The organism is Comamonas endophytica, assembly GCF_023634805.2.
Lineage (GTDB): Bacteria > Pseudomonadota > Gammaproteobacteria > Burkholderiales > Burkholderiaceae_C > Comamonas > Comamonas endophytica.
The window spans coordinates 583448-604142 of record NZ_CP106882.1 but is presented as its reverse complement, the minus strand read 5'-3'; the positions used below and the strand labels follow the sequence as shown (position 1 = coordinate 604142).

Here is a 20695-nt window from a genome sequence, read left to right as displayed (position 1 = left end):
CCGATGATGGGCCGGCAGGTCAAAACCAGGCGCGGGACTCGCGCCCTCGACCTTGTCGGACGGAAGGCAGGACCTGACCTGCTTCGCGTTTTCAGCCTACATCGGTACGAGACTCGCGCGCGGAGACTCCGGCAATGACGCATTTCCGCCATTCCATATTCACTGGCGCGCTCATTGCGGGCAGCCTCGCCAGCTTCCTTTCCACTGCTGCGCTGATGCAAGCGGGGGCGCGCCGGGCGCGTGCGCTGGCGCCGGTCAATGCCATCAGCCATTGGTATTGGGGCGACAGCGCGCTGCACCGGACCCGGGCGGACCTGGGCCATACCCTGCTGGGCTATGTGACGCACCACGTGGCCTCCGTCTTCTGGAGTACGCTGCTGATGCACAGGCTGCACAGAGCCAGTGCGCCTCCCACGGCGGCCCGGATCGCCGCCGCCAGCGCCGGCACCGGCGCGCTGGCCTGCGTGGTGGATTTCAAGTTCACGCCCGAGCGCTTCACGCCCGGCTTCGAGCATGAGATCGGCAAGCCTGCGCTGGCAGGCGTCTATGTTGCGTTTGCCGCGGGAATGGCTTTGGGTGCGTTGCTTTTGCGCGCGCCCGAAGGCTCCGAGGACGGCGGCAACGCTGCATGAGCCGCTGCCATGGCGGCCGCCGCAGCTCAGTCTGCAGGCCCCGGCTGTACTGATGCAGCCATGCTGCGCAGCAAGTTCTCGCCGGCCTTTTGCACATGCGCGCCGCACAGCGCGGCGGCGGTCTGCGCATCGCCTTTTTCTATCGCCGTCACGATGGCGTCGAGCTCCGCCAGCGTCTGCGGCATGCGCCCGGGCTGGGACATGGAGATGCGGCGCAGCACGGTGACGCGGTTGTTGAGCTGCTTGAGCATCTGGCCTGCCACCAGGTTGCCGCAGCCTTCGATCAGGATGTCGTAGAACTGGTTCTTCAGCGTCAGCAGCGCTGCCTTGTCCTGCGCCAGGTCCAGGCGGCCGAGCTCGTCGAGCTTGGCGCGCAGCGCCTGGCGCTGCGCCGGCGTGGCGTTCAGGGCAAAACCCCGGCCCGCCAGGCTTTCCAGGCTGGTGCGTACCTCGTAGATGTCGCGCACCTCCTGCACCGAGATGCTGGTGACCTCGGGCCCCTTGTGCGGAATGATGGTGATCAGGCCCTCGGCCTGCAGGTGCTGCAGCGACTCGCGCAGGCACGAGCGGCTGACGTCGAGGCTCTCGCACAGCTCGCGTTCGGAGAGTTTCTGGCCCGCGGCGAGGACGCCATCGAGGATCGCGGTGCGCAGGGCATTGGTGGTCCGCTGGCGCAGGGAAGTGTCTTCACGGGGAACACGCAGCATCGGGGTCATGGGGGCATCCTACTGTTTCTCATGCAATCCGATTGTCATACACAGATATCCAGCGCGGCGCAATGGGCGTTTTCATTATGTCGGATTGTCTGACAATCTGAATAATCAACACCATCCACCGCCGATTGCGGTTCACCCACCGAGGACTGTCCATGACCCGTGCCTACGCCCCCAAGAACCAAGCCCTTTTCGACCAGGGCCTCGCCACCCGCCGCGAGGTGCTGGGCGCCGAATATGTCGATGCATCGATCAGCAACGCCACCGACTTCAATATCGACATGCAGGAGCTGGTCACCCAGTACTGCTGGGGCGATGTCTGGAACCGTCCAGGCCTGGAGCGCAAGACCCGCTCCTTCCTGAACCTGGCGATGATCACCGCGCTGAACCGCCCGCATGAGCTCAAGCTGCATGTGCGCGGCGCCATCAACAACGGCCTGACCAAGGACGAGATCAAGGAAGTGTTCCTGCAGGCCGCCATCTACTGCGGCGTGCCCGCGGCCATCGACTCCTTCCGCGTGGCATCGGAAGTGTTCAAAGAGATGGATATCTGAGGAGATGCACATGAGCCGCATTGGATTCATCGGTCTCGGAATGATGGGCCGGCCCATGGCCCATCTGCTGCATGCTGCCGGACACACCCTGGTGGTCCAGGACGCCAACCAGGAGGTGGCGGCAGGCTTTGCCGCGGAGCACCCGCAGACCCTGGTGGCGAACGCCGCCCAGGAGTTCGCCGGCTGCGACGCCGTCATCACCATGCTGCCGAACTCGGACATCGTCGATGCCGTGGTGCAAGGCCTGCAGCCGCACCTGCGGCGCGGCGCCTGCGTGATCGAGATGAGCTCCGCCGACCCCAACCGCACGCGCGCGCTGGCGGCGCGGCTGCAGGAGCAGGGCGTGGCGCTGATCGATGCGCCGGTGTCGGGCGGGGTCAAGAAGGCCGTTGCCGGCACCCTGGCCATCATGGTCGGCGGCGATGCGCAGGTGTTTGCGCAGCAAAAACCGGTGCTGGAATGCCTGGGCAAAGCCATCACCTACGTCGGCCCCGTCGGCGCGGGCCACGCGCTCAAGGCGCTGAACAACTATGTCTCGGCGGCGGCGCTGCTGGCCACGGCCGAGGCCATCCATGTCGGCGCGGCCTTCGGCATCGAGGCGGCAACGATCGTCGATGTGATCAATGCCTCCACGGGCAGGAACAACACCACCGAGAACAAGGCGCACCAGTTCATGCTCAACGGCGCCTTCGACTCCGGTTTCTCCCTGGCCTTGCAAGCCAAGGACGTGGGTATCGCGGCGGCGCTGGGCAGCTCGGTGCAGCTGCCCATGGAGCTGGCGCAGAAGGTCCATGCCATGACTGCCGATGCATCCCAGGCCCTGGGGCCCAAGGCGGACCACACCGAACTCTACAAGTTTGTAGGGCGTGCCTGAGCCATCCGCGCCTGAGCCGGCCGCGCCTGGCCGGCCGCGCCTGGCCGGCCGCGCCTAGCCGGCCGCGCCTGGCCGGCCGCGCCTAGCCGGCCGCGCCACCTCGGCCTTGGTGGCGTTCGGCAGCACTGACGAGCACTGATGCGAATTACATACCCATAACCAGGAGACATTCATCATGCGTTCTTTCCCCCGGACCCTTCTCGCCGCCGTCTTGGCCGCCGCCGGCACTGCCGCGCTGGCGTTTCCCACCAAGCCGGTCACCATCGTCGTGCCCTACGCCGCAGGCGGCTCCACGGATGTGCTGGCGCGGGTGCTGGCCGAGGCGATGACGCGCGATCTGGGGCAGCAGGTCATCGTGGAGAACGCCGGCGGCGCGGGCGGCACCATCGGCACGGCGCGCGTGGCGCGGGCGCAGAACGACGGCCACACGCTGCTGCTGCACAACATGGGCATTGCAACGGCCCCGGCGCTCTACAACAAGCTCAGCTTCGACGCCAAAAAGGACCTGGAGCCGATCGCGCTGGCGGGCGATGTGCCGATGATCCTGGTGCGCAACAAGAGCTTCGCGCCCGCCACGCTGGCCGATCTGGTGAAGAAGATGAAAGCGCAGCCCGGCACCGTGAAGTTCGCGCATGCCGGCGTGGGCGCCACCTCTCACCTGTGCGCCATGCTGATCAACCAGACGCTGGGCACCAGCGTGACCATGGTGCCGTACCGCGGCACCGGCCCGGCGCTGCAGGATCTGATTGCGGGCAATGTGGATGTCACCTGCGATCAGCCGGTGGCCACGGGCCCGCATATCCAGGCCGGCATGCTCAAGCCCTATGCGATGGCGACCAGGGAACGGCTGGCCACCATGCCCGAGGTGCCGACCTTCACCGAGGCCAGCATGCCCGGATTCGAGCTGGCGGTGTGGCATGGGCTGTATGCGCCCAAGGGCACGCCCGCGGAAGTGCTCGAGCGTTTGAACCAGGCCGCGCGCGTGGCTTTGGCCGAGCCGGCGCTGGTCAAGCGCTTTGGCGACATGGGCGTGGTCATCCCCCAGGGCGAGCGCCTCAGGCCCGAGGCCCTGCGCCAGCACACCACGGCGGAAATCCAGCGCTGGGATCCGGTGATCAAGGCCGCTGGCGCCAAGGCCGAATAGTGATGGGGCACGGCGTTCAGGCCACCACGTTGACCGCGCGCCCGGCGGCAAAGGCCTCGATATTGTCGACGAGCTGGTCCGCAAGCCCCTGGATCGCTTCCTGCGAAGCCCAGGCCACGTGCGGCGTCAGGATGAAGTTCGGCAGCTCCAGCAGCGCCATGAAGGGGTGGTCGGCCGCGGGCGGCTCGGCCGAGACCACGTCGAAGCCGGCGCCCGCGATCCGGCCGCTGCGCAGGGCCGCGGCAAGCGCGGCTTCATCGACCAGCCCGCCGCGTGCGGTGTTGATCAGCAGCGGCTTGCGCGCCATCTGCGCGAACTCCGCGGCGCCGATCATGTGGCGGGTGCGGGGCGTGAGCGGGCAGTGCAGCGTGAGGATGTCCGCACGCGCCAGCACCTCCTCGAAGGGCGTGTAGAGCCGGCCCATGCCCGCACGCCCCTTGTGCGCCGCCATCAGCACCTGCATGCCCAGCGCCCGCGCGATCGCCGCCACGGCGCTGCCCAGCGCGCCATCGCCGATGATTCCCAGCGTGGAGCCCGCAAGGTCGCGTATGGGGTAATCGAAATAGCAGAATTGCCCGGATTCCTGCCAGCGCCCGGCCTTGACCGAGTCGCGGTAGGCACAGATGCTGCGGCGCAGCGCGAAGATCAGCGCGAAGGTGTGTTCCGGCACGGTATGGGCCGCGTAGTTGCGCACGTTGCTCACGGTGATGCCGCGTGCGGCGCAGGCCTCGAGGTCGATGCAGTCCGTGCCGGTGGCCGCCACGGCCACCAGCTTCAGGCGCGCGGCCCGCTGCAGCGCCTCGGCGCCGATCTTCACCTTGTTGACGATGACGATATCGGCGTCGGCGATGCGCTCGGCGACCTCGCTTGGCGCCGTGCCCTCGTGGCACACCAGTTCATGCGCGAAGCCCGGGCGCCGCAGCGTGGTTTCGGGGGACAGCGTCGCGCGGTCCAGGAAAACGATTTTCATAGGTGATCTCAAGCTTGCCAGGAAGAGTCATTGTGCCGGCCCCGCGGCCGCGGCTTTCCACATTTGCATAGCTGATGTGCGCATGCGGGGGGCCACAGCCTGGCCGGGCGGTGCTTCAATGAAGCATTCCAACTTGCTCGACGCCATTGCGCCACCGTGTCGGGCCCCAAGCCAAGAGAATGCCCATGCTTCGAATCACACCCAGCTCCTGCGGCCAAGGCACCCGCGCCCCGATGGGCGGAGGATGCCATGTCTGAATCCTCCCAACTGTTTGCCGACAGCGCCGCCGACTACCTTGGCGCCACGGACCAGCGCCAACGCGTGCGCCGGCTGGAGGACGAGGGTGGCGGCTTCGATCGCGCCGTATGGCAGGAGATCGCCGGGCTGGGGTGGCTGTCGATTCCGGTCGCCGAAGAGGATGGCGGCCTGGGGCTGGGCATTGCCGAGGTGGCGGCCATTGCCGAACAGGTCGGGCGCCACCTGCTGCCCGAGCCTTTTGTCGATGCGGGCGTGCAGCCGATCGCGCTGCTCGCGCAGCTGCCCTCCAGCCCGGAGCGCGACGCGCTGCTGGCGCGCCTGCTGGGCGGCGAGACCATCGCCGGCGTGGCCTGGCAGGAAGCGGCGGGCACGCTGGAGGCCGGCGCCCGCCAGACGACGTCTTTCGATGCCGATGCCGGCACACTCAGCGGCTGCAAGCGCTTCGTGCGGCCCGGGCCGGGCGCCGATGGCTGGCTGGTCCTTGCGCGCCAGGGCGAAGAGGCGGCCCTGGTCTGGGCCGAGGCCGCAAGCGCGGGCGTCGCCTTGGAAGCCCATCTCGGCGTGGATGGCAGTGCGCTGTCCGAGCTGCGCTTCGAGCGGTCCAGCGCGGTCCGCATTGCCCAGGGCGAGGCGGTCATCGCCGCGCTGCGCCAGGCCACTGAAATCGCCCGCATCGCGCAGTCCGCCGAGCTGGCCGGCATGGCGCGCCGCAGCCTGGAGCTCACGCGCGACTACCTCACGACGCGGGTGCAGTTCGGCAAGCCCATCGGCAGCTTCCAGGCGCTGCAGCACCGGCTGGTCGACGGCCTGATCCAGGTCGAGCTGGCATCGGCCTGCCTGCGCGATGCGGTCGCTGCCGCGGCGAACGGCCCTGCGCCCGAGGCGCTGGCCGCGATCGCCAGCCGCGCCAAGGCGCGCTGCGCGCACGCGGCGCTGGAGATGGCGCGCATGGCGATCCAGCTGCATGGCGCGATCGGCACCACCAACGAATACGACATCGGCCTGTACTTCAAGCGCGCTGCTGCTGGGCAGCCGCTGGGGCACGGCCAGTGCGCACCGCCAGCGCTACGCGCAGCTGCAGGCGCCTGCCGCGGCAGCCGCTGCGCCGGCGGGGGCGCAGGAGGACTTCTCGGCCGGCCAGGACTGGGATGCCATGCCGGAGGCGGATTTCCGCCGCAAGGTGCGCGCGCTGTTCGCCGCGCATTACCCCGAGGCGCGGCGCCACATGCCCTACCGCCAGTCGTGGGCCGAATCGCGCGACTGGTACCTGACGCTGTCGCGCCTGGGCTGGATCGCTCCGGCATGGCCCCGGGAGCATGGCGGCATGGGGCTGCCGGCCGACAAGCTGATCGCCTATATCGAGGAAACCGAGGCCTGGGGCGTGGCGCGCTCGCCCGACCAGGGCCTGGTGATGGTCGGCCCGATCCTGATGCGCTTCGGCAATGACGAGCAGCGCGCGCGCTTCCTGCCGCCGATCCTGGCCGGCGAACATGTATGGACCCAGGGCTATTCCGAGCCCAATGCCGGCTCCGACCTGGCATCGGTGCGCTGCGAGGCGGTGATCGACGGCGACGACTTCATCGTCAACGGCCAGAAGACCTGGACCACCTGGGGCGCGGACGGCACGCACATGTTCATGCTGGTGCGCACCGACAAGAGCGTCAAGAAGCAGGCCGGCATCAGCTTCCTGCTGCTGGACCTGAAGACGCCCGGCGTGACGGTGCGGCCGATACGCAACATCGCCGGCGAGCGCGAGTTCTGCGAGGTGTTCTTCGACAACGTGCGCGTGCCGCGCGCGAACCTGGTGGGCGGGCTCAACCAGGGCTGGACCGTGGCCAAGGCGCTGCTGGGCTTCGAGCGGCTGTTCACCGGCAGCCCCAAGCATTCGCAGCACACGCTGGTGCAGGTGGAAAAGCTCGCGCGCCAGCGCGGCCTGCTGGAGGATCCGGTTTTCCGTGCGCGTTTCACCGAGCTGCAGCTCGACACCGCCGACCTGGGCGCGGCCTATGCGGGCTTTGCCGAGATCGCCAAGCGCGGGGAGCCGATCCCGGCGAGCATCTCGATGCTCAAGATCTGGTCCACCGAGACCTGGGAGCGGCTGGCGCTGCTGCTGGTGGAGATCGCGGACGAATACGGCGGGCTGCGCGACCACACCCGCAATGGCGAGATCGACATGCAGGTCGTGGCGCCGCTGTTCAACTGCCTGGGGGCGAAGATCTTCGCGGGGAGCAACGAGATCCAGCGCGGGATATTGGCGAAGCAGGTGCTGGAGTTGCCGGTTTGATTTTGGGCTTGCCTTGAGCCTTGAAGGCTGTCTTCGATGGGGCGCCCAGGCTCGAGTAGCTGTGAAAATCGTTCGTGGTGATCCTGAGCTTGCCTGGGCGGCCCCATCGAACCATGGACGGCCTGTCCTTAAAATTGAGCACAGGCCCGTCATCCTTCGACGCGGCCGGCTAGGCAGGCTCAGGACGAACGGTTTCAAAGCCCGTCATCCTATGACAAGTTCAGGACGAACGGTTTATCGGTGCAGCTGAGCAACTGCAAACCGTTCGTGGTGAGCCTGTCGAACCATGGACGGCCTGTCCTTAAAATTGAGCACAGCCCCGTCATCCTTCGACGCGGCCGCCCAGGCAATCCCAGGACGAACGGATTCCCATCACCCGTCCACCGGCTCCGTAGCCATCACTGACGGCCGCTGCTGCATCCGCACGAACCACGCCGCCAGCTGCGGCGCCTGTCCGCGCCAGCCCAGGTCGCCGAAACGGTAGTCGATATAGCCCAGCGCGCAGACCAGCGTCAGATGGCCGATGCCGAAGTCGCTGGCTTCGAGCGCCTGCACCTCGCCCTCGAGCACCTCCAGGCTGGCGCGCGTCTTGAGCTCGAAGGCCGCGAGCAAGGCGGCCAGCGGCGCCTCGCGCTCGCGTTCGTTGCGCCACAGGATCAGCGCGTCGAGCAGGCCGTCGCCCAGCGCGTGCCAGCGCAGCGCCGCCCAGCGCGCCGCGCCCTCCCTGGGGAACAGCGCGCCGCCGGCCAGGCTGTCGAGGTATTCGCAGATGACCGCGGAGTCGAACAGCGTCCGGCCGTCGTCCAGCACCAGCGTCGGGATCTTCGACAGCGGGTTGTCCCGCATCAGCGCGGCGTTGGGCTTGAGCATGGCGGCGACGGAGCGCACCAGGGTGAGCTGCTGCGCCAGCTGCAGCTCGTGGGCGCAGATCATCACTTTGCGCACATAGGGCGATTTGGGGGACCAGTGCAGTTGCATGTGAAGAATCCAGGAAGGTGGCAAAAAGGAAAAGCCGGTACCGGTTTGGTACCGGCTCGGGGCACCGGAGGCAAATGGAGGCTCAGACCACGCCGCTGGCCAGCAGGCCGTCGATGCGCTCGGCGGAATAGCCCAGCTCCTCGAGCACCTGGCGCGAGTGCTGGCCCAGCAGCGGCGGGGCCGCCTGCTCCTGCAGCGGGGTCTCGCTGAAGCGGATCGGGCTCGTCACCTGCGGCACCTGCACGCCGCTGGGGTGGGGCACGTATCTGAGCATGCCACGGGCCTTGACCTGCGGATCCTCGAACACCTCGGGCACCGAGTTGATCGCGCCGCAGGGCACGCCGGCGCCGTCGAGCGCGGCGATCAGCTCGGCGCGCGGGCGCTGCGCGAACTCGTGGCGCAGCATGGCCGACAGCACCTGGATATTGCGCACCCGCTGGGCGTTGGTGGCGAAGCGCTCGTCCTGGGCCCATTCGGGGTGGCCGAGCACGGTGCAGAGCTTGGCGAACTGGCCGTCGTTGCCTACGACCAGGATCGCGTCGCCATCGGCGCAGGCATAGACGTCCTGCGGCTGGATGTTCGGGTGCGCGTTGCCATTGCGCTTGGGAACCTTGTCGGACACCAGGTAGTTCATCGCCTGGTTGGCCAGCGTCGCCACCTGCACGTCGAGCATGGCGATGTCGATGGACTCGCCCACGCCGCTCTGGTCGCGTCGGGCCACGGCGGCGAGCACCGCCACCGCGGTGTACATGCCGGTCATCAGGTCGACGATGGGCACGCCCACTTTCTGCGGGCCGCCGCCGGGCTGGCCATCGCGCTCGCCGGTCACGCTCATCAGGCCGCCCATCGCCTGGATCAGGAAGTCATAGGCCGGCTGGTCGCGGCGCGGGCCGGTCTGGCCGAAGCCGGTGACCGAGCAGTAGATGAGCCGGGGATTGATCCGGCGCAGGCTGGCCTCGTCCAGGCCGTAGCGCGCGAGCGTGCCGGCCTTGTAGTTCTCCAGCACGATGTCGGACTGCAGCGCCAGGTCGCGCACGATCTGCTGGCCCTCGGGCGTGTCCAGGCTCACGGTGATCGAGCGCTTGCCGCGGTTCACCGCCAGGTAGTAGCCGGCTTCCCGGGTGTCGTTGCCCTCGGCATCCTTCAGGAACGGGGGGCCCCAGGACCGCGTGTCGTCGCCGGCGCCCGGGCGCTCGACCTTGGTGACCGTGGCCCCGAGGTCGGCCAGGATCTGTCCGGCCCAGGGCGCGGCGAGGATGCGGCTCAGGTCCAGCACCCGCAGATGGGACAGCGGGCCCGAAGCCCCTTTGGCATTGGTCATCAGAAAGACTCCAGTCAGCTTTGGCAATGGCTGGACTTTAGGCCTGGCCGGGGAGGGCGCCTAGCCGTGGCGCGCGCAATGCTGAGATGCGCCAGGGCGCATAGCAGGCTTGCGAGGCGGGGGCCTTACCGCGCGGGGGGGTGCTGCCTAGACTTGGCAGCAAAGGAGACCGAGACATGGATAGACGTAGCTTCGCCACCCTCATTGCCACCGTCGGCCCGCTGCTGGCCAGCGGCTGCGCCCTGGCCGACAACTGGCCCGCCAAGCCCCTGAAGCTGATCGTGCCCTATGCCGCGGGCGGCCCCACGGACGCCATCGCGCGCATAATCGGCACGAAGATGGCGGCCTCGCTGGGCCAGGCGGTCGTCGTGGACAACCGCGCCGGCGCCGGCGGCACCATCGGAGTGGACGCCACCGCCAAGGCCGCGGCCGACGGCTACAGCTTCGCGCTAGTCGCGCCCGGCCCGCTGGCCGGCATGCCGAACCTGACGAAGGTGCCCTACACGCTGGACGAGCTGGAATTCCTCACGCTCGCGGCGCGCATCCCGAGCGTGATCGTGGTCAACCGCAAGTCGGGCATCACCTCGATCGAGCAGCTGATCGCCAAGGCCAAGGCCGCCCCCGATACGCTGAACTACAGCTCGGCCGGCGCGGGCACCACGCCGCACATCGGCTTCGAGCTGTTCAAGCGCGAGACCGGCGCCGCCATCGTGCACGTGCCCTACAAGGGCGCGGCGCCGGCCATCAGCGCGGTGCTCTCGGGCGAGGTGCAGATGACCATGGTCGACCTGCTGCCGATTCTGCCCTTCGCCGCCAACGGCAACCTGGTGGTGCTGGCGGTGGCGGGCAAGACGCGCGCGCCGCAGCTGCCCGACGTGCCGACAACGGTGGAGCTGGGGCTGTCGAACGTGCAGATGGAAACCACCTACGGGCTGGTCGCGCCCAAGGGCATTCCCGCCGCGGTGCAGGCCAAGCTGCGCGACGCGGCCGTGAAGGCCATCGGTTCGCCCGAGATGAAGGCGCAGTTCCTCAAGCAGGGCGCGCTGGCCGCGACCTCGACGGGCGCGGAGTACCGCAGCCTGATGCAGGCCGAGTCCGATAAATGGCGCGGCGTGATCGCCAGCGCCAAGATCAAGCTGGATTGATGCCATGAAGATCACCCACGCCACGGTCAAGCCCTGCATCCAGGGGCTGGCGGACCCGCAATGGAAATTCGCGCGCGCGCAGGTGCCGCGCCTGGAAGGGGCGGTGCTGCAGCTGCAGGACGAGGACGGCCACACCGGCCTGGGCTATGTGCATGCGATTCCCGCGATCTCCACGCATGGCGCCGGCGCGCTGGCCGCGCTCGAGTTCCTCGCGCCGCGGCTGGTCGGGCGGCGCGCCGACGACATCGCTGCGGTGATGGAGGAGATCGATGCCACGCTGGCCTTCAACCCCACGGTGAAAGCCGGCATCGACATGGCGCTGCACGACCTGCTGGCGCGCCGCCTGGGCGTGCCGGTGCATGTGCTGCTGGGCGGCAAGCTGCGCGATGGCGTGGCGCTGTCGCGCATCCTGCCGATCAAGGCGCCCGACGAGATGGCGGCAATGGCCGCGCGGCTCGCGGGCGAGGGCTACGGCCAGCTCAAGCTCAAGCTGGCTGGCGACACCGAGACCGACATCCAGCGCATCGCCGCGGTGCGCGCCTCGGTGGGGCCGGAGGTGGCGCTGACGCTGGACCCGAACCAGTCCTATAACGCCAAGCAGCTGATCGGCGCATTCGGCCGCATGGAGCGCTTCGGCATCACGCTGATCGAGCAGCCCGTGCCCGCGGCCGACGTGGCCGGGCTGGCGCTGCTCACGCGCACGCTGCCCGTGGCCATCGAGGCCGACGAGAGCGCGCAGAGCGTGCGCGATGTGTTCAGGCTGGTGTCCGAGCGCATGGTCGACGTGATCAACCTCAAGGTCACGAACCTGGGCGGCCTGCGCCGCTTCATGGAGGCCGTGCGCATCTGCGAGGCCGGCCAGGTGGCCTGCCGCGTGGGCGCGGCCTTCGGGCCGGCGCTGATGCAGGCGATGGCGCTGCAGGCGGCGTGCGTTCCGAAGGCGCTGCCCTATGCCTGCGAGCTGTCGGAGCATCTGCACCTGCAGGACGATCCGTTCACGCCGCTGCCGGTGCATGCGGGCCGGCTGGCGCTGCCCGAGGGGCCGGGCTGCGGGGTGGGCTGGCGCGACTGACGCATTGGCGCGCCCGGATTTCAATAACAAGTAGACAAACGCCATGACAGTTTTTCAAAGCTTTCCCTACAGTCGCCGGCAACTCCTGGCACTGGGACTGGCCGCCACTGCGCTGGCCATGGCGCCCGGCATGTCCCGGGCCCAGAGCTACCCCGACAAGCCGCTGCGCCTGATCGTGCCTTTCCCTGCGGGCGGCGCCGCCGACATGATGGCGCGCGGCATGGCGCTGCGTCTGGGCACCGAGCTCGGGCAGCAGGTGGTGATCGAGAACCGCGGCGGCGCGGGCGGCACCACCGCGGCCGAGGCCGTGGCGCGCGCGCCGGCCGACGGCTACACGCTGTTCTTCGCCACCATGGGCACGCAGGCCATCAACCCGGCGCTGTATGCCAAGCTGCGCTACGACCCGGTCAAGGATTTCGCGCCGGTGGCGCTCACCCACACCACGCCGCGCGTGCTGGTGGTGGGCGCGGCGGTGCCGGCGCGCAATGTCGGGGAGCTGATCGCGCTGGCCAGGCGAAAGCCTGGGACGCTGACCTATGGCTCGGCCGGCAACGGCAGCTCCAGCCATCTGTCGGGCGCGCTGTTCGAGGCGCTGGCGGGCGTGCAGATGATGCACGTGCCCTACAAGGGCAGTGCCCCGCTGCTCACCGATGTGCTGGCCGGCCGGGTGGACATGACCTTCGACTCCTATACCGTCTATGAGGAACACATCCGCTCCGGGCGTGCCCGTGCGCTGGGTGTGACCTCGCGCACCCGGCTGGGCGCGCTGCCGGACGTCCCCACCCTCGCCGAGTCGGGGCTGGCCGGCTATGACGTCTCCAACTGGCTGGGCGTATTGGCGCCGGCCGGCACGCCCAAGCCGGTCATCGACAAGCTCAACGCGGCCCTGGTGCGCGCGATGGCCACGCCCGAGTTGCGCCGGCAGCTGATCGCGCTGGGCATCGAGCCGGCCTCGAGCAGCCCGGAGGAGTTCGCGCAGCTGGTGCGCAGCGAGATCGCCAAATGGCGCGGCATCGTCAGGCAGTCGGGCGCCAAGGTGGATTGAGCGGTGGCGGCCATGCATGCAAGCCCGGTGAAGACCTTCGGCCCCTCGGCGGTGCTCCGGCGCCGCGAGCTGGTACGCGTCGAAGGCGGCGCGATCGATGTGGTGGTCGACGCGCCCCGCGACGGCAGCGGCGCCGCCGTCGCGCTGCTGCCCTCGTCGCAGCGCGATTCGCTGGATTTCGACGCCGTGGCGCAGGAGCTGGCGCTGCACGGCCTGCGCGTGCTGCGGCCGCAGCCGCGCGGCATGGGGCGCACCACGCTGCCGGTGGAGCAGCTCACACTGCATGTGCTGGCGCAGGATGTGATCGACTGCGTGCAGGCGCTGGGCGGCGGCCGCGCGGTGCTGGTCGGCCATGCCTTTGGCCATTTCATCGCGCGCGTCGCCGACCTGGACCATCCCCAGTGCGTGCGCGGCGTGGTGGTGGCGGGGGCCGCGGCGCGCGTGTTTCCGGCGGGCATGGCCGACTCGCTGGATATTGCCTCCGATGCCAGCCAGCCGCGCGCGTTGCGCCTGGAACATCTGCAGCGTGCTTTCTTTGCGCCGGGCAACGACCCCACGGATTGGCTCGAAGGCTGGCACCCCGAGCTGCGCGCCATCTACCGTGCGGCGGGAGCCGTGCCGCCCAAGGAGCGCTGGTGGACGGTGGCCCACGCGCCGCTGCTGGACCTGCAGGGCGCCCAGGACCCCTGGCGCCCGCCATCGAGCCGCGCCGAGCTGCAGGAACTGCTGGGCGCGCAGAAGGTGGCGGTGGAGCTGATCGCGCAGGCCAGCCATGCGCTGGTGGTGGAGCAGCCGCTGGCGGTGGCCGAGGCCATCGCGCGCTGGGTGGCGCGGCTGCCGGACTGAGAGGGCCGCGCTGCGCCGCGCCGGCCTTGTGGCTAACCCGGGCTGGCCGCGGCGCCGGGCATGCGGTCTAATCATGCATTGCCCCGATGCGTCTTCCCTTTTTCAATGCACAGCGCCAAAGCCACCACTCTCCAGCTCGACATCGCCTCCAACCTGCAGAAATGGCGCACCTTCCTGGCGATCGCCGAGCTGGGCAGCCTGACGCGCGCCGCGCTGTTCCTCGACAGCAACCAGTCCCTGCTGAGCCGCCAGCTCAACGCGCTCGAGCGCGACTGCGGCGCGCGGCTGTTCAACCGCACCGGGCGCGGCGTGACGCTGTCCGATGTGGGCGAGCGCATCTTCCCGCACGTGAAGAACCTGCTGGCCGATGCCGAGCAGCTGGAAGTCGAGATCCGCGGCGAGGCGCGCGAGCCCGCCGGGCGCGTCACGGTGGGCTCGCTGCCCTCGATCTCCGGGCCCATCGTCGGTCGGCTGTTCCAGCAGGTGCGCGCGCAGTACCCGGGCGTGCACCTGAAGATCCTCGAGGGCTCGAGCGGCCAGGTCGAGGAATGGCTGGCCGACGCGCGCGTGGACATCGCCATCCTCTACCGCTACAGCCACGCGGTGCCGGAGCACGAACAGGCGCTGGCCAGCGTCGAGAGCTTCCTGATCGGCCCGGCGGGCGATGCGCTGACTTCGCAGCCCGAGGTGCCGTTCTCGGCGCTGCACGATCTGCCCTTCATCCTGCCGGGCGCCCCGAACGGCTTGCGCACGACGCTCGATGCGCTGGCGCGCCAGGAGCATCTGAACCTGGTGCCGGTCATCGAGGCCGATTCGCTGCCGCTGATGCGCTCGCTGGTGGCGCAGGAGCGGCTCTACACCGTGCTGCCGATCCACGCCGTCTGGAGCGAGGTGCGCGAGGGCACGCTGAGCGCGGCGCGCATCGTCAACCCGCCGCTGCAGCGCATCGTGTCGATGGCCTTCGCGAAGAACAAGGGCCCGGGCCGCGCGGCCTCGGCCGTGGCGCGGCAGATCGCGCAGATCGTCGACGAACAGGCGCAGGCCGGCATGTGGCGCTCCACGCTGCAGGCATAACAGCTTTGCCGCAGCCTGGAGGGTGTGGCGGCGCATGCGCGTGGTGAAATCCACAGCCTGAAACCCGAAGGAGACCCATGCCCCGCATTTCTTTACCCGCCCCCGAAAGCATGTCGCCCGCGCAGCGCCAGGTCTATGACAAGGTGGTCTCCGGCCCACGCGGCAAGATCGAGGGCCCGCTGCGCGCCGCGCTGCACAACGCCGAGCTCGCCGACTGCTGGCAGGCGCTCGGCGCGCTGCTGCGCTACCGCACCAGCTTCACGCCGCGCCTGTCGGAGATCGCCATCCTGGTCACGGGCCGCGCCTGCCAGTCGCCCTTCGAGTGGTATGCGCACCGCCGCGAGTCGGAGAAGATCGGCATCGAGGCCGACATCCTCGAGGCGCTGCTGGCCCAGACGCCGCCGCCGTTCCGCGCCCCCGAGGAGCAGCTGGTGTACCAGTTCGCGCTGGAGCTCAACCAGCAGCGCTCGGTCTCCGACGCGACCTACGCCGCAGCGGTGCAGGCCTTTGGCGAGCGCGCGGTGGTCGAACTCACGGCGCTGGTCGGCTACTACACCATGGTGGCCATGACGCTCAACGCCCACGAGATCCCTCTGCCCGAGGGCCAGCAGCCGGCATTTCCGCTGCCGCAGCACCAGGGGACGGCAGCATGAGCACTTTGGTCACCCAGGGCTGGGACTGCCACGCCCATCTGTTCGGCCCCTACGCGCAGTATCCGCTGGGCGAGGACCGCAGCTATACGCCGCCCGAAGCGGTGCAGGCCGACTATCTGGCGCTGCTGCAGCGCCTGGGCCTGTCCCACGGCGTGCTGGTGCATCCCAGCGCCTATGGCGAGGACCACAGCCTGCTGCTGGACACGCTCGCCGCGCTGCCGCAGCTGCGCGGCGTGGTGGTGCTGCGCGCCGAGGCCGCCGGGCGCCTTGCCGGCCTGCGCGCGCGCGGCGTGCGTGCGGCGCGCTTCAGCCAGCGCAGTGCCGCGGGCGGCAACTTCGCCGGCAGTGCCTCGCTGCAGGACCTGGAGCAGATGGCCGGCGCGCTGGCCGAGGAAGGCCTGCATGCCGAACTGTGGACCGATTGCCAGGCGCTGCCGGAGATCGCGCCGCGCCTGCGCGCGCTGCCCGTGCCGCTGGTCATCGACCACATGGGTGGCTTCGATGCCGCCGCCGGTGTGAACGAGCCGGGCTTTCGCCAGCTGCTGGCGCTGCTGGAGCAGGGCAAGGCCTGGGTCAAGCTGTGCGCCTACCGCAACGTGCTGGGCGATGCCGACCTGGAGCGCGCGCGGCCCTTCCATGAACTGATGCTGCAGGCCAATCCCGAGCAGCTGGTCTGGGGCAGCGACTGGCCGCATCTGCGCGTCAATCCTGTGCCCGATGCGCTGCAGCTGCTCGATAGCTTCAAGGAATGGGCTGGCAGCGAGGCGCTGGTGCGCAAGGTGCTGCAGGACAATCCGGGGCGGCTGTACGGCTGATCGCTTGCGCTGGAACGGCCCTGCTGGATATTTCAGTGGGGCCGTCAACCTTCGACGGACCCGCCCAGGCAGGCTCAGGGCGAACGGGGAAAAACCGTTCTTGCTGAGCCGGTCGAAGCATGGCAGGTTCAGGGCGAACAGGGGGAAAACCGTTCGTGCTGAGCCTGTCGAAGCATGAGCGGCCTGCCCGAGATATCCGGCAGGGCGGTTCCAACGCAAGCGATTCAGGCGATAGGACAGGCCATCCACCCTTCGGCAAGCTCAGGGCGAACGGATCAACCCACCCTTCGATCCTTCGGCAAGCTCAGGATCAGGGCGAACGGGGGAGGGTGGGAGCTAAGCCTCGCGCTCAGCGCCCCGTGAACACCGGCGCCCGCTTCTCCCTGAACGCCGCCTGCGCTTCCTTGGCATCGTCCGTCTTGGCGATCTGCGCCGTCATGTCCTGCTCGTAGCGGTAGCCGTCGCGCAGGCTCATGTCCTCGATCACGTTCATGGTGTGCTTGCCCATGCGCGTGGACACCGGGCTCTTGGAGGCAATGGTCGCAGCGAGCTTCATCGCCTCGGGCATCAGCGCCTCGGGCGCGGTGCAGGCCAGCACGATGCCCAGGCGGTACAGCTCGGCGCCGGGCATGCGGTAGCCGGTCAGCATCATGTGGCGCAGCTGCGTGTGGCTGAACAGGCGCATCGCGTGGCGGCAGCCGCCGAGCAGGCCGACGTCGACCTCGGGCAGGCCCAGCGAGGCCTTGTCCGAGCACAGCAGGATATCGGAGGAGGCGGCCATCGCCAGGCCCGAGCCCAGCGCCGCGCCGTTGATCGCGCAGATCACGGGCTTGGCGCATTCGCGGATGGCGTGGAAGCACTCGCGCGTGCGCCGCGAGTGCGCCAGCAGATCGCCCGGGCCCTTGATGACCTCGGCGCGGCCCTTCAAGTCGGCGCCCGCGCAGAACACCTTGCCGGCGCCCGTGAGCACCACGACGCGGACCTCGTCCATCTCCGACACGCGGTCCAGCGCCCAGGTCAGCTCGTCGTTCAGCGTGCGCGTCAGCGCGTTCACCGGCGGGCTGTCGAGGGTCATCACGGCAATGTGATCGCCGACTTCCACCTTCAATTGGGTCAAATCTTTCCAGTCGCTCATGTCTCTGCTCTTTTGGTGACAAAGACCCAGTCTATCGAGCGAAGCGGTGTCCGAGCCAGCTCTGCAGCATCACTTCTGCTATGCGGATCCGGCCGCAGCCATGACCCGGGATGCATGCCAGCCTTGCCGCTGCCCGACTCCAACGCGGACTGCTTGCTGCCTACACTTGGCGCAACGCGATCCGGAACGTCGGGAGCCGGCGCAGCACAAAAAGGGAGACATATCGCATGCAACGCATGAAACTCATCGCCGGACTCGCTCTGGCCACCGCCGCAATGGCCGCCGCGCACGCGGGCGAGGGCCCGGGCGGCTACCCCAACAAGCCGCTGCGCCTGATCGTGCCCTTCCTGGCGGGCGGCGCCACCGACCAGATGGCGCGCGGCATGGCGCAGAAGCTCGCCGAGGCCCTGGGTCAGCCGGTGGTAGTGGACAACCGCGCCGGCGCGGGCGGCGGCATCGGCGCCGAGGCCGTGGCCAGCGCCGCGAAGGACGGCTACACGCTGCTGTACTCGACCATGGGCGTGCTGACCATCAACCCCAGCCTCTACCCGAATCTCAAATACGACCCGGCCACCAGCTTCGCGCCCGTGGGCCTGACCCATGTCACCGCCAATCTGCTGGTGGTGAACCCGCAGGTGCCGGCGAAATCGGTGGCGGAACTGGTGGCGCTGGCACGCAGCAAGCCGGGGGCGCTGACCTTCAGCTCGGCCGGCAACGGCACCAGCAGCCATCTGTCGGGCGAGCTGTTCAAGTCCATTGCCGGCGTGGACATGCAGCATGTGCCCTACAAGGGCAGCTCGGCCGGGTTGCCCGACCTGATCGCGGGGCGCATCGACATGACTTTCGACACCGCCTCGCTGTTTGGCGAGTACACGAAGAACGGCAAGCTGAGGCCGCTGGCGGTGACCTCGCGCACGCGCATGCCGGCCATGCCGGAGGTGCCGGCCATGGCGCAGGCGCCGGGCTTCTCGGACTACGACGTATCGCTGTGGCTGGGCGTGCTGGCGCCGGCCGGCACTGCGCCGGAAATCGTCCAGTACCTCAACCGCACGCTGGTGAAAGTGATGCGCGAGCCCTCGATGGAGGTCGCGCTCAAGCCCTATGGCATCCAGCCGCTGCACAGCAGCCCCGAGGAGTTTGCCAAGGTCATCGAACGGGACCGCAGGAAATGGGCGGCGGTGGTCAAGTCGGCCCATGTCAAGGCCGACTGAGGCGCCTCAGGCCAGCAGCTGCGGCGCGCCGCCGTCCATCCACAGGCGGATGCCGCGCACGACGTTGCGGTAGAAGGCCGAGAGGTTTTCCTCCGTGGCATAGCCCAGGTGCGGCGTGAGCACCACATTGGGCAGCGTGCACAGCGCATGGGCCGCCGGCAGCGGCTCCTGCCAGAACACATCCAGCCCGGCGCCGCCGATGCGCCCGGCTGCGAGGGCATCGATCAGCGCCGCTTCATCGACCAGCCCGGCACGCGCCGTGTTGACCAGAAAGGCCTGCGGCCGCATCGCTGCCAGTTCGGCGGCGCCCACGACCCCCGCCGTTTCGGCCGACAGCACCAGGTGCAGCGACACCGCATCGGCAGCGGCAAAAAGTTCCTGCTTGTCCACACGGCTGACGCCGGCCTGCGCCGCGCGTTCGTCGGTCAGGTGCGGGCTCCAGGCAATGACCTGCATGCCGAAGGCCTGGCCCACGCGCGCCATGTGCAGTCCCACATTGCCCAGGCCAACCAGGCCCAGCACGCGGCCCTGCAGCGGCAGCGCGAGTTCCGGCTGCCAGCGGCCCTGCGTGGTGGCGAGGTGCGAGGGCAGCAGCCGCTTGTGCAGCGCCAGGATCAGCGCCCAGGCGGTCTCGGCCGTTGCCGCCAGGCCGTGGCTTGCGCCGCGCGCGCCGGTCACGGTGATGCCCGCGCGCCGGCAGGCTTCGAGATCGATGGCCGCGTTGCGCAGCCCGGTGCTGGCGATCAGCCGCAGGCGCGGCAGCTGCGCGATCAGCTCCGCGGTGAAGGCCGTGCGCTCGCGCATCGCCACCACCACGTCGAAATCCGCCAGCGCCCGGGCCAGCGCCGGGCCCGCGAGCGCCTGCGCGAAGCTGACCACCTCGGCGCCCGGCAGCGAGGCCCAGTCGGCCATGTCCAGCGCCCGGCGCTGGTAGTCGTCGAGAATGGCGATGCGCGTCATCGTCGGTCACTCCAGGGTGATGTTGCCCTTTTTCAGCACGCCGGCCCATTTCGCGGACTCCTGCTGCATCAGCTTGCGGTATTCCTCGGGCGTGCTGGACATGGCAAGTGCGCCCTGCGCCGCGATCTGCGCCTTGACGGCCGGCATCTCCAGCACCGCGACCAGTGCCTCGCGCAGCTTCCGACTGATCGCCGGCGGCATGCCCGCCGGCTCGATGATGCCGTAGTTGGACTCGACATGCACTGCCGGCAGGCCCAGCTCGGTGGTCGTGGGCACGCCGGGCAGCACCTCGATGCGCTGCGGCCCCGACACGGCGATGATCCTGATACCGCGGCCCTGGAAGGGCAGCAGCCCGGACAGGTCGGCGGTCAGCACCTGCACCTCGCCCGCCAACAAGGCCGTCACGGCCGGTGCCGCCCCCTTGTAGGCCACATGCATCATCTTCAGGCCGGCTTCCTGCGCCAGCAGCTCGGCGCCCAGATGCGGCGTGGTGGCGTTGCCGGCCGAGCCATAGTTGATCCTGCCCGGCTCCTTCTTCGCCAGTGCGATGAGTTCGGGCAGGGTGTCGATGCCCAGCTTCTGGTTGACGGCAATGACCTGCGGCACGCGCGCCACCAGCGAGACGTAATGGATGCCCTCGACCGCATAGGGCATCTTGCGCAGGTGCGGCAGCACGGTGATGCCGCCCGGCGCGCCGAAGCCGAAGGTGTAGCCGTCGGGCTCGGCCTTCACCGCCGCGTCGATGCCGATGGTGCCGCTGGCGCCGGCGCGGTTGTCGATGACGATCGGCTGGCCGAGCTTCTCGCCCAGCTTGGGCGCGATGGTCCGGGCGAGCTGGTCGACCGGGCCGCCCGCGGGGTAGGGCACGATCAGGCGCACCGGCCGGTTGGGCCAGTTCGGCTGGGCCAGCGCGGGGCTGGCGAAGGCGCCAAGGGCGGCGGCCAGCAGGCTGGCGGCGAAGAGGCGGCGTTGCATCATGCTGTCTCCTGGTTGTGAAAATGGTCCACGCGC

At 69.2% G+C, this 20695-nt stretch carries 20 protein-coding genes and 1 pseudogene; 14 read left to right on the top strand and 7 right to left on the bottom strand.

What is annotated here, in order from left to right; translation table 11 throughout:
• Positions 1-134: 134 nt before the first annotated feature.
• Positions 135-632 carry a hypothetical protein gene (locus M9799_RS19665; protein ID WP_231044809.1) on the top strand — a complete coding sequence of 166 codons (498 nt, stop codon included), beginning with the start codon at positions 135-137 and terminating at the stop codon, positions 630-632.
• A gap of 26 nt (positions 633-658) precedes the next feature.
• Here M9799_RS19665 and M9799_RS19660 read toward each other — a convergent pair whose 3' ends face one another.
• Positions 659-1348 (bottom strand): GntR family transcriptional regulator, encoded by a 690-nt coding sequence (locus M9799_RS19660; protein ID WP_231044808.1) that lies wholly within the window; start codon positions 1346-1348, stop codon positions 659-661.
• A 152-nt stretch (positions 1349-1500) separates the two neighbouring features.
• Between M9799_RS19660 and pcaC the strand changes: the two genes are divergently transcribed.
• The 3 genes from pcaC to M9799_RS19645 all read left to right on the top strand — a co-directional run bounded on the left by pcaC (position 1501) and on the right by M9799_RS19645 (position 3917).
• The gene (gene pcaC, locus M9799_RS19655) at positions 1501-1899 is read left to right on the top strand and encodes a 4-carboxymuconolactone decarboxylase (protein WP_231044807.1); all 399 of its coding nucleotides are present in this window, start codon (positions 1501-1503) and stop codon (positions 1897-1899) included.
• 10 nt (positions 1900-1909) lie between these two features.
• Complete coding sequence (locus M9799_RS19650) at positions 1910-2773, top strand: NAD(P)-dependent oxidoreductase (RefSeq protein ID WP_231044806.1); 864 nt, start codon at positions 1910-1912, stop codon at positions 2771-2773.
• Positions 2774-2948: 175 nt separating this feature from the next.
• The gene (locus tag M9799_RS19645) at positions 2949-3917 is read left to right on the top strand and encodes a tripartite tricarboxylate transporter substrate-binding protein (protein WP_231044805.1); all 969 of its coding nucleotides are present in this window, start codon (positions 2949-2951) and stop codon (positions 3915-3917) included.
• 16 nt (positions 3918-3933) lie between these two features.
• Here M9799_RS19645 and M9799_RS19640 read toward each other — a convergent pair whose 3' ends face one another.
• Positions 3934-4887: a D-2-hydroxyacid dehydrogenase gene (locus M9799_RS19640; RefSeq protein ID WP_231044804.1), complete on the bottom strand. Its 954-nt coding sequence runs from the start codon at positions 4885-4887 to the stop codon at positions 3934-3936.
• Positions 4888-5136: 249 nt separating this feature from the next.
• Here M9799_RS19640 and M9799_RS19635 point away from each other — a divergent pair.
• Together M9799_RS19635 and M9799_RS19630 are read left to right on the top strand one after the other, a co-directional pair.
• Positions 5137-6117 (top strand): annotated as a pseudogene (locus tag M9799_RS19635) (acyl-CoA dehydrogenase family protein); the annotation flags it as partial.
• Positions 6110-7429, top strand: coding sequence for an acyl-CoA dehydrogenase family protein (locus M9799_RS19630; RefSeq protein WP_318530294.1), 1320 nt, complete (start codon positions 6110-6112; stop codon positions 7427-7429). The pseudogene M9799_RS19635 and the gene M9799_RS19630, both read left to right, overlap by 8 nt.
• A gap of 372 nt (positions 7430-7801) precedes the next feature.
• Here the strand turns inward: M9799_RS19630 and M9799_RS19625 are convergent, their stop codons facing one another.
• Together M9799_RS19625 and M9799_RS19620 are read right to left on the bottom strand one after the other, a co-directional pair.
• Complete coding sequence (locus tag M9799_RS19625; RefSeq protein WP_231044802.1) at positions 7802-8407, bottom strand: glutathione S-transferase family protein; 606 nt, start codon at positions 8405-8407, stop codon at positions 7802-7804.
• 82 nt (positions 8408-8489) lie between these two features.
• Complete coding sequence (locus M9799_RS19620) at positions 8490-9728, bottom strand: CaiB/BaiF CoA transferase family protein (RefSeq protein WP_231044801.1); 1239 nt, start codon at positions 9726-9728, stop codon at positions 8490-8492.
• 176 nt (positions 9729-9904) lie between these two features.
• Here M9799_RS19620 and M9799_RS19615 point away from each other — a divergent pair, with 176 nt between their 5' ends.
• The 7 genes from M9799_RS19615 to M9799_RS19585 all read left to right on the top strand — a co-directional run bounded on the left by M9799_RS19615 (position 9905) and on the right by M9799_RS19585 (position 16378).
• Complete coding sequence (locus tag M9799_RS19615) at positions 9905-10873, top strand: Bug family tripartite tricarboxylate transporter substrate binding protein (protein ID WP_231044800.1); 969 nt, start codon at positions 9905-9907, stop codon at positions 10871-10873.
• A 4-nt stretch (positions 10874-10877) separates the two neighbouring features.
• Complete coding sequence (locus tag M9799_RS19610) at positions 10878-11945, top strand: mandelate racemase/muconate lactonizing enzyme family protein (RefSeq protein WP_231044799.1); 1068 nt, start codon at positions 10878-10880, stop codon at positions 11943-11945.
• A gap of 43 nt (positions 11946-11988) precedes the next feature.
• Complete coding sequence (locus M9799_RS19605) at positions 11989-12990, top strand: Bug family tripartite tricarboxylate transporter substrate binding protein (protein WP_231044798.1); 1002 nt, start codon at positions 11989-11991, stop codon at positions 12988-12990.
• Positions 12991-13002: 12 nt separating this feature from the next.
• The gene (locus M9799_RS19600) at positions 13003-13836 is read left to right on the top strand and encodes an alpha/beta fold hydrolase (protein WP_231044797.1); all 834 of its coding nucleotides are present in this window, start codon (positions 13003-13005) and stop codon (positions 13834-13836) included.
• A gap of 105 nt (positions 13837-13941) precedes the next feature.
• Positions 13942-14910 carry a LysR family transcriptional regulator gene (locus M9799_RS19595; protein WP_231044796.1) on the top strand — a complete coding sequence of 323 codons (969 nt, stop codon included), beginning with the start codon at positions 13942-13944 and terminating at the stop codon, positions 14908-14910.
• Positions 14911-14987: 77 nt separating this feature from the next.
• Positions 14988-15563: a carboxymuconolactone decarboxylase family protein gene (locus M9799_RS19590; protein ID WP_231044795.1), complete on the top strand. Its 576-nt coding sequence runs from the start codon at positions 14988-14990 to the stop codon at positions 15561-15563.
• Entirely contained in the window at positions 15560-16378 is an 819-nt protein-coding gene (locus M9799_RS19585) for an amidohydrolase family protein (RefSeq protein WP_231044794.1), read from the top strand. The genes M9799_RS19590 and M9799_RS19585 overlap by 4 nt, the downstream gene beginning before the upstream one ends.
• A 349-nt stretch (positions 16379-16727) precedes the next feature.
• Here M9799_RS19585 and M9799_RS19580 read toward each other — a convergent pair whose 3' ends face one another.
• Positions 16728-17513, bottom strand: coding sequence for an enoyl-CoA hydratase/isomerase family protein (locus M9799_RS19580; RefSeq protein ID WP_231044793.1), 786 nt, complete (start codon positions 17511-17513; stop codon positions 16728-16730).
• A 227-nt stretch (positions 17514-17740) separates the two neighbouring features.
• On the opposite strand from M9799_RS19580, the gene M9799_RS19575 reads away from it, so the two are divergent.
• Positions 17741-18724: a Bug family tripartite tricarboxylate transporter substrate binding protein gene (locus M9799_RS19575; protein ID WP_231044792.1), complete on the top strand. Its 984-nt coding sequence runs from the start codon at positions 17741-17743 to the stop codon at positions 18722-18724.
• Between the two features lie 6 nt (positions 18725-18730).
• Here the strand turns inward: M9799_RS19575 and M9799_RS19570 are convergent, their stop codons facing one another.
• Together M9799_RS19570 and M9799_RS19565 are read right to left on the bottom strand one after the other, a co-directional pair.
• A complete protein-coding gene (locus M9799_RS19570; RefSeq protein WP_231044791.1) occupies positions 18731-19684 on the bottom strand; it encodes a D-2-hydroxyacid dehydrogenase family protein in 954 nt (317 codons plus the stop codon).
• Positions 19685-19690: 6 nt separating this feature from the next.
• A complete protein-coding gene (locus tag M9799_RS19565; RefSeq protein ID WP_263726063.1) occupies positions 19691-20662 on the bottom strand; it encodes a Bug family tripartite tricarboxylate transporter substrate binding protein in 972 nt (323 codons plus the stop codon).
• Positions 20663-20695 lie beyond the last annotated feature (33 nt).

Bases quoted from the DNA above. Each gene is read 5' to 3' on its own strand.
- M9799_RS19665 (WP_231044809.1), top strand. From the start codon at position 135: ATGACGCATTTCCGCCATTCCATATTCACTGGCGCGCTCATTGCGGGC.
- M9799_RS19660 (WP_231044808.1), bottom strand. From the start codon at position 1,348: ATGACCCCGATGCTGCGTGTTCCCCGTGAAGACACTTCCCTGCGCCAG.
- pcaC (WP_231044807.1), top strand. From the start codon at position 1,501: ATGACCCGTGCCTACGCCCCCAAGAACCAAGCCCTTTTCGACCAGGGC.
- M9799_RS19650 (WP_231044806.1), top strand. From the start codon at position 1,910: ATGAGCCGCATTGGATTCATCGGTCTCGGAATGATGGGCCGGCCCATG.
- M9799_RS19645 (WP_231044805.1), top strand. From the start codon at position 2,949: ATGCGTTCTTTCCCCCGGACCCTTCTCGCCGCCGTCTTGGCCGCCGCC.
- M9799_RS19640 (WP_231044804.1), bottom strand. From the start codon at position 4,887: ATGAAAATCGTTTTCCTGGACCGCGCGACGCTGTCCCCCGAAACCACG.
- M9799_RS19630 (WP_318530294.1), top strand. From the start codon at position 6,110: ATGGCGCGATCGGCACCACCAACGAATACGACATCGGCCTGTACTTCA.
- M9799_RS19625 (WP_231044802.1), bottom strand. From the start codon at position 8,407: ATGCAACTGCACTGGTCCCCCAAATCGCCCTATGTGCGCAAAGTGATG.
- M9799_RS19620 (WP_231044801.1), bottom strand. From the start codon at position 9,728: ATGACCAATGCCAAAGGGGCTTCGGGCCCGCTGTCCCATCTGCGGGTG.
- M9799_RS19615 (WP_231044800.1), top strand. From the start codon at position 9,905: ATGGATAGACGTAGCTTCGCCACCCTCATTGCCACCGTCGGCCCGCTG.
- M9799_RS19610 (WP_231044799.1), top strand. From the start codon at position 10,878: ATGAAGATCACCCACGCCACGGTCAAGCCCTGCATCCAGGGGCTGGCG.
- M9799_RS19605 (WP_231044798.1), top strand. From the start codon at position 11,989: ATGACAGTTTTTCAAAGCTTTCCCTACAGTCGCCGGCAACTCCTGGCA.
- M9799_RS19600 (WP_231044797.1), top strand. From the start codon at position 13,003: ATGCATGCAAGCCCGGTGAAGACCTTCGGCCCCTCGGCGGTGCTCCGG.
- M9799_RS19595 (WP_231044796.1), top strand. From the start codon at position 13,942: ATGCACAGCGCCAAAGCCACCACTCTCCAGCTCGACATCGCCTCCAAC.
- M9799_RS19590 (WP_231044795.1), top strand. From the start codon at position 14,988: ATGCCCCGCATTTCTTTACCCGCCCCCGAAAGCATGTCGCCCGCGCAG.
- M9799_RS19585 (WP_231044794.1), top strand. From the start codon at position 15,560: ATGAGCACTTTGGTCACCCAGGGCTGGGACTGCCACGCCCATCTGTTC.
- M9799_RS19580 (WP_231044793.1), bottom strand. From the start codon at position 17,513: ATGAGCGACTGGAAAGATTTGACCCAATTGAAGGTGGAAGTCGGCGAT.
- M9799_RS19575 (WP_231044792.1), top strand. From the start codon at position 17,741: ATGCAACGCATGAAACTCATCGCCGGACTCGCTCTGGCCACCGCCGCA.
- M9799_RS19570 (WP_231044791.1), bottom strand. From the start codon at position 19,684: ATGACGCGCATCGCCATTCTCGACGACTACCAGCGCCGGGCGCTGGAC.
- M9799_RS19565 (WP_263726063.1), bottom strand. From the start codon at position 20,662: ATGATGCAACGCCGCCTCTTCGCCGCCAGCCTGCTGGCCGCCGCCCTT.